Genomic DNA, 6,849 nt, shown 5'->3' with positions numbered 1-6,849 from the left:
GGTCTTCGCCGACGAGCACGGCCTGGCGCTGATCTCCATCGCCGACATGATCGAGTGGCGGCGCAAGCACGAAAAGCACATCGAGCGGGTCGCCGAAGCCCGTATCCCAACCCGGCACGGCGAGTTCCGGGCGGTCGGTTACACCAGTGTCTACGAGGACGTCGAACACGTCGCGCTGGTCCGCGGCGAGATCGCCGGACCCGACAACGACGGCGACGACGTGCTCGTTCGTGTCCACTCGGAGTGTCTGACCGGTGATGTGTTCGGGTCGCGGCGCTGCGACTGCGGACCGCAACTGGACGCCGCGCTGGCGATGGTGGCGCACGAGGGTCGCGGGGTGGTGCTCTACATGCGCGGGCACGAGGGCCGCGGGATCGGCCTGCTGCACAAACTGCAGGCCTACCAGCTGCAGGATGCCGGTGACGACACGGTCGACGCCAACCTCAAACTGGGGCTGCCGGCCGACGCGCGCGACTACGGGATCGGGGCGCAGATCCTCACCGATCTCGGCGTTCGCTCGATGCGGCTGCTCACCAATAACCCGGCCAAGCGGGTTGGGCTCGACGGTTACGGTCTGCATATCATCGAGCGCGTGCCACTGCCGGTTCGCGCCAACTCCGAGAACATCCGCTACCTGCTGACCAAACGCGACAGGATGGGTCACGACCTGACCGGACTCGACGACTTCGACGACGCCGCGCAGCTGCCCGGCGAATTCGGCGGAGCGCTGTAGATGAGCCCAGCCGCAGGAGTCCCGGACATCCCGGCGCTCCACGCCTCCGACGTGCGCCTGGCCATCGTGGCCAGTACCTGGCACACCCGTATCTGTGACGCGCTGCTGGCGGGGGCCCGCAAGGTGGCCGCCGACGCCGGTATCCCCGAACCGACCGTGGTGCGGGTGCTCGGCGCGATCGAGATCCCCGTGGTGGCGCAGGAAGTGGCGCGCAACCACGACGCGGTAGTAGCCCTGGGTGTGGTGATCCGGGGCGCCACACCGCATTTCGACTATGTGTGCGACGCGGTGACGCAGGGCCTGACCCGGGTTTCGTTGGATGCTGCCACCCCGGTGGCCAACGGCGTGCTCACCGTCAACGACGAGGAGCAGGCGCTGGACCGCGCCGGACTGCCGGATTCCACCGAGGACAAGGGCGCTCAGGCGGCGGCCGCAGCGCTCAGTACGGCGCTGACCCTGCGTGAGCTGCGCGCGGCGCCGTGACCCGCCAGTCCGGGGCCCCGCAGTGGGATCTCGAGGTGCGTCCGCGGGTGATGCGTTACGGCATCTGGGCGGTGGCGATCCTGATCGTGACGATCCACGTCGTGGTGAGCATGTTGCTGACGATCCGCGCCAGCGGGGTGATCTTTCGCACCTACGACCGGGTGGCAGTCGTCGTGCTGGGCCTCATCGTGGCCGGGGCGTTGTTGCTGTTGACGCGGGCGCGCGTCCGGGTCGGCGAATCCGGGGTGTCGGTGCGCAATGCCCTCGGCGACCGGTTGATTCCCTGGGCGCAGGTGGTGGGCGTCACTTTTCCACCGGGCAAGCGCTGGGCCAGGCTGGAGTTGCCCGACGACGAATACATTCCCCTGGTGGCCATCCAGTCGGCCGACAAGGAACACGCCGTGGAGGCCATGCGGGCGCTGCGGGCTCTGATGGCGCGCTACCGGCCGTCACCCCCGCGAGCAGACACAGAATCGCACCCTTGAGCCTCTTCGAGTGCGATTCTGTGTCTGCTCGGCGGGGAGAAGCCGCACGCTAGCCTGGTTACCGTGCCAGACCCTGCGACCTATCGTCCGGCGCCCGGCTCCATTCCCCTCGCGCCCGGCGTCTACCGGTTCGTCGACTCCCATGGCCGGGTCATCTACGTGGGCAAGGCGAAAAGCCTGCGGCCACGGCTGACGTCGTATTTCGCCGACATCGCCGGGCTGCACCCGCGGACGCGCCAGATGGTGACCACCGCCGCCAAGGTCGAGTGGACGGTGGTCAACACCGAAGTCGAGGCACTCCAGCTGGAATACAACTGGATCAAGGAGTTCGATCCGCGCTTCAACGTCCGCTACCGCGACGACAAGACCTATCCCGTGCTGGCGGTCACCTTGAACGAGGAATACCCCCGGCTGATGGTCTACCGCGGGCCCCGCCGCAAGGGCGTGCGCTATTTCGGGCCCTACTCGCACGCCTGGGCGATCCGGGAAACCCTGGACCTGCTGCTGCGGGTCTTCCCGGCCCGGACCTGCTCGGCCGGGGTGTTCAAGCGCCACCAGCAGATCGGCCGGCCCTGCCTGCTGGGCTACATCGGCAAGTGCTCCGCGCCGTGCGTCGGGCGGGTCAGCGCTGCCGAGCACCGGCGGATCGTGGACGACTTCTGCGATTTCCTGGCCGGCAAGACCGACCGGCTCGTGCGCAGTCTTGAGCAGCAGATGCTGGCCGCCTCCGACGCCCTCGACTTCGAGCGGGCCGCACGCCTGCGGGACGACGTCGCGGCGCTGCGGCGGGCCCTGGAGAAGCAGGCCGTGGTGCTCGGCGACGGCACCGACGCCGACGTGGTGGCGTTCGCCGACGACGAACTCGAAGCGGCTGTCCAGGTGTTTCACGTCCGCGGCGGGCGGGTGCGCGGACAGCGCGGCTGGATCGTCGAGAAGCCCGGCGACCCCGCCGACCCCGAGAGTTCATCCGAAGCCATGGTCGAGCAGTTCGTGACGCAGTTCTACGGCGATCAGGCGGAGCTGGACGGCGCAGCCGACGAGCCGACCAACCCGGTACCGCGCGAGGTCCTGGTGCCCTGTCTGCCGACCAACGCCGAGGAGCTGACCCGTTGGCTGTCCGCTCTGCGGGGTTCGCGCGTCTCGCTTCGGGTGCCGCTGCGCGGCGACAAGCGGGTGCTGGCCGAGACGGTCGAGCGCAACGCCAAAGATGCCCTGCAGCAACACAAGATGAAGCGTGCCGGGGATTTCACCGCACGGTCGGCTGCGCTGCAGAATATCCAGGAATCCCTGGGCCTGGCCGACGCTCCACTTCGCATCGAGTGCGTCGACATCAGCCACGTGCAGGGCACCGACGTGGTCGGATCCCTGGTGGTGTTCGAGGACGGATTGCCGCGCAAGTCCGACTACCGGCACTTCGCGATCCGGGAGGCCGCAGGTCAGGGCCGGTCCGACGATGTGGCCTCGATCGCAGAGGTCACCCGGCGACGGTTCCGGCGACACTTGGACGACGCCGAAGTCCTTGCTCCGGAAGGAAAGTCCCGCAAATTTGCCTACCCGCCGAATCTTTATGTCGTCGACGGCGGTGCGCCGCAGGTCAATGCCGCCGCCGAGGTGCTGGCCGAGCTCGGCATCACCGACGTGGCGATCATCGGCCTGGCCAAACGACTCGAGGAGGTGTGGGTGCCCTCCGAACCGGACCCGATCATCCTGCCCCGGCAGAGCGAAGGGCTCTACCTGCTGCAGCGGATCCGCGACGAGGCACACCGGTTCGCCATCACCTACCACCGCAGCAAGCGGTCCAAGCGGATGACCGAATCGGTGCTGGACTCGGTGCCCGGGCTCGGCGAGCACCGGCGCAAGGTGCTGATCTCCCGTTTCGGATCGGTGGCCCGGCTCAAACGGGCTACCGTCGAGGAACTCACCTCGATCCCGGGGATCGGTGCGGCGACCGCCGCGGCCGTACTCGAGGCACTGGGAGCCGACGGCGCGACGGGCGCCGCTGAACAGCAACGGATGTCGGGATGACCACGGAATCACCGAAAGGCGTGCGGGCGGGCGACGTCGCCGGCCCAGGCGACGGCGCCGGAATCGACGTCGTGCTGGTGACCGGACTGTCCGGCGCCGGTCGCGGCACCGCGGCGAAGGTATTGGAGGACCTGGGCTGGTATGTCGCTGACAACCTGCCCCCGGACCTGATCACCCGGATGGTGGACCTGGGCCTGGCGGCGGGCTCGCGTATCACTCAGCTGGCAGTCGTGATGGACGTGCGCTCGGCGGGATTCACCGGGGACCTGGACTCGGTCCGCACCGAATTGGCCACCCGCGGCATCAATCCCCGCGTGCTGTTCATGGAGGCCGGCGACGACGTGCTGGTCCGGCGTTATGAACACAACCGCCGCAGTCACCCGCTGCAGGGGGACCAGACCCTCACCGAGGGCATCGCCGCCGAGCGGATCATGCTGGCGCCGGTTCGCGCCGCCGCCGACCTCGTCATCGACACCTCGGTGCTGAGCGTTCGCGAACTGCGGGAGAGCATCGAGGAGATGTTCGGTGGAGACGCCGTCAACGCTCCGACATCCATCACCGTCGAGTCCTTCGGGTTCAAGTACGGCCTGCCGATGGACGCCGACATGGTTATGGACGTGCGCTTTTTGCCCAACCCCCATTGGGTCGACGAACTGCGCCGGCACACCGGGCAGCATCCGGCGGTGCGCGACTACGTGCTGAGCCAGCCGGGCGCCGACGAGTTCCTCAGGAGCTACCACCGGCTGCTGACCCTGGTGGTCGGCGGCTACCGACGAGAGGGAAAGCGTTATATGACCCTGGCCATCGGGTGCACCGGCGGCAAGCACCGCAGTGTCGCCATCGCCGAGGCCCTGGCGCGCCTGCTGGACGCCCAGGATTCCGGTGACGCGCTGTCGGTACGGGTGCTGCACCGGGATCTGGGCCGCGAATGAGTCCCGCCGGCCACGATGCACAGCGGAGCTTGCGGAGCGATGAGCAGGAGCGGCGCCGGTGAGCGTTGAACCCGCGCGTGGCAACCCGAGCATCGTCGCGCTCGGCGGGGGACACGGTCTGTATGCGACGCTGTCGGCCGCCCGCCGGCTGACCCCGCACGTCACCGCGGTGGTCACCGTGGCCGACGACGGCGGCTCCTCGGGCAGGCTGCGCAGCGAGCTCGACGTGATTCCGCCCGGCGATCTGCGCATGGCACTGGCGGCGCTGGCTTCCGACACCCCGACGGGCCAGCTGTGGGCGACCGTGCTGCAACACCGCTTCGGCGGCAGCGGCGCGCTGGCGGGTCATCCGATAGGCAACCTGCTGCTGGCCGGTCTCAACGAGGTGCTCGCCGACCCGGTGGCGGCCCTCGACGAGCTGGGCCGGATGCTGGGCGTCAAGGGCAGGGTGTTGCCCATGTGCCCGATCGCCCTGCAGATCGAGGCCGACGTGTCGGGGCTGGAAGCCGACCCGCGGCTGTTCCGGCTGATCCGCGGTCAGGTGGCGGTGGCGACCACCCCGGGCAAGGTGCGCCGGGTCCGGCTGCTGCCGGGTAACCCCCCGGCCACCCGGCAAGCGGTGGACGCCATCATGTCCGCGGATCTGGTGGTGCTCGGGCCCGGTTCGTGGTTCACCAGCGTGATCCCGCACCTGCTGGTGCCCGGTCTGGCCTCGGCGCTGCAGGCCACCACGGCCCGGCGCGCCCTGGTGCTCAATCTGGTGGCCGAACCGGGGGAGACCGCGGGCTTCTCCGTGGAACGCCACCTGCACGTCCTGGCCCAGCATGCGCCGGGATTCACCGTGGACCACATCATCATCGACGCAGGCCGGGTGCCCAGCGAACGCGAGCGCGAACAGCTGCGGCGGGCCGCCACCCTGTTCGCGGCGGAGGTTCGGTTCGTCGACGTCGCCCGACCTGGTACACCTTTACATGACCCAGGAAAGTTGGCGGCGGCGCTGGACGGGGTTCGGAGCGCATCGACGTTGGCAGTTCCGACCCCGGTGGCGATGCCGTCCGAGGGCGGGGGCCGGCAAACCGGCGTGAGTGGACCGAGCGGGCTCGGGCCGGGAGGTGACAAGTCGTGGCGATGACGGCCGAAGTCAAGGACGAGCTGAGCCGTCTCGTGGTCAGTTCGGTGAGCGCCCGCCGCGCGGAGGTCGCGGCGCTGCTGCGCTTCGCCGGCGGCCTGCACATCGTGGCGGGCCGGGTGGTGGTCGAGGCCGAGGTGGACCTGGGCGTCATCGCGCGGCGGCTGCGCAAGGACATCTTCGACCTGTACGGCTACAACGCGATCGTGCACGTGCTGTCGGCCAGCGGAATGCGCAAGAGCACCCGCTATGTGCTGCGGGTGACCAAGGACGGTGAGGCGCTGGCCCGCCAGACCGGGCTGTTGGATCTGCGCGGGCGCCCGGTGCGCGGCCTGCCCGCCCAGGTCGTCGGCGGCAGCGTCGCCGACGCCGAAGCTGCCTGGCGGGGCGCGTTTTTGGCACACGGCTCACTGACCGAACCGGGCCGCTCGTCGGCGCTGGAGGTCGGCTGCCCGGGTCCCGAGGCCGCGCTGGCGCTGGTCGGTGCGGCGCGCCGGCTCGGCGTCACCGCCAAGGCCCGCGAGGTGCGCGGCGCCGACCGCGTGGTGGTTCGCGACGGTGAGGCGATCGGGGCGCTGCTGACCCGGATGGGCGCCCAGGACACGCGGCTGGTCTGGGAGGAGCGCCGGATTCGCCGCGAGGTGCGTGCGACCGCCAACCGGCTGGCCAACTTCGATGACGCCAACCTGCGCCGTTCCGCGCGGGCGGCGGTGGCGGCGGCGGCACGCGTGGAACGGGCGCTGGCGATCCTCGGCGACACCGTGCCCGAGCACCTGGCCTCGGCCGGCCGGCTGCGGGTCGAGCACCGACAGGCCTCGCTGGAGGAACTGGGCCGGCTGGCCGACCCGCCGATGACCAAAGACGCGGTGGCGGGGCGCATCCGGCGGCTGCTGTCGATGGCTGACCGCAAGGCCAAGCAGGACGGCATTCCCGACACCGAGTCCGCGGTCACCCCCGAACTGCTCGAAGACGCCTAGCTGTACTGACCACGGACGTTGGGTACGGCGTGGCGTGGTGACATGACGAAGACCTCCGAGTGAAGTGCGAGCTGCTGAAGAACGC

7 protein-coding genes are annotated in these 6,849 nt (G+C 69.7%); all 7 read left to right on the top strand.

Translation table 11 applies throughout. The features are described from left to right. Positions 1-733, top strand: a 733-nt coding sequence (gene ribA / locus LI92_RS18905; protein WP_046321687.1) for a GTP cyclohydrolase II, incomplete at its 5' end; no start/stop codon positions are given. Then, entirely contained in the window at positions 734-1,216 is a 483-nt protein-coding gene (gene ribH / locus LI92_RS18900) for a 6,7-dimethyl-8-ribityllumazine synthase (RefSeq protein WP_046321685.1), read from the top strand. 50 nt (positions 1,217-1,266) lie between these two features. Continuing rightward, positions 1,267-1,701, top strand: a complete 435-nt coding sequence (locus tag LI92_RS18895; protein ID WP_046321689.1) for a PH domain-containing protein — start codon at positions 1,267-1,269, stop codon at positions 1,699-1,701. A gap of 63 nt (positions 1,702-1,764) precedes the next feature. Continuing rightward, entirely contained in the window at positions 1,765-3,726 is a 1,962-nt protein-coding gene (gene uvrC, locus LI92_RS18890; RefSeq protein ID WP_046321684.1) for an excinuclease ABC subunit UvrC, read from the top strand. Further along, entirely contained in the window at positions 3,723-4,658 is a 936-nt protein-coding gene (gene rapZ, locus LI92_RS18885; RefSeq protein WP_046321682.1) for an RNase adapter RapZ, read from the top strand. The genes uvrC and rapZ overlap by 4 nt, the downstream gene beginning before the upstream one ends. Positions 4,659-4,749: 91 nt before the next feature. Continuing rightward, a complete protein-coding gene (gene yvcK, locus LI92_RS18880) occupies positions 4,750-5,790 on the top strand; it encodes a uridine diphosphate-N-acetylglucosamine-binding protein YvcK (protein ID WP_192830091.1) in 1,041 nt (346 codons plus the stop codon). Next, the gene (gene whiA, locus LI92_RS18875) at positions 5,787-6,764 is read left to right on the top strand and encodes a DNA-binding protein WhiA (protein WP_109560890.1); all 978 of its coding nucleotides are present in this window, start codon (positions 5,787-5,789) and stop codon (positions 6,762-6,764) included. The genes yvcK and whiA overlap by 4 nt, the downstream gene beginning before the upstream one ends. The last annotated feature ends 85 nt before the right edge of the window (positions 6,765-6,849 follow it).

The organism is Mycobacterium sp. UM_Kg1, from assembly GCF_000972925.1.
Classification (GTDB): Bacteria; Actinomycetota; Actinomycetes; order Mycobacteriales; family Mycobacteriaceae; genus Mycobacterium; species Mycobacterium hiberniae.
This window is presented reverse-complemented; position numbering and strand designations above follow the sequence as displayed.

Excerpts from the sequence above, each read along its gene's own strand:
- rapZ (WP_046321682.1), top strand. The coding sequence starts at position 3,723 with ATGACCACGGAATCACCGAAAGGCGTGCGGGCGGGCGACGTCGCCGGC.
- ribH (WP_046321685.1), top strand. The coding sequence starts at position 734 with ATGAGCCCAGCCGCAGGAGTCCCGGACATCCCGGCGCTCCACGCCTCC.
- whiA (WP_109560890.1), top strand. The coding sequence starts at position 5,787 with ATGACGGCCGAAGTCAAGGACGAGCTGAGCCGTCTCGTGGTCAGTTCG.
- LI92_RS18895 (WP_046321689.1), top strand. The coding sequence starts at position 1,267 with ATGCGTTACGGCATCTGGGCGGTGGCGATCCTGATCGTGACGATCCAC.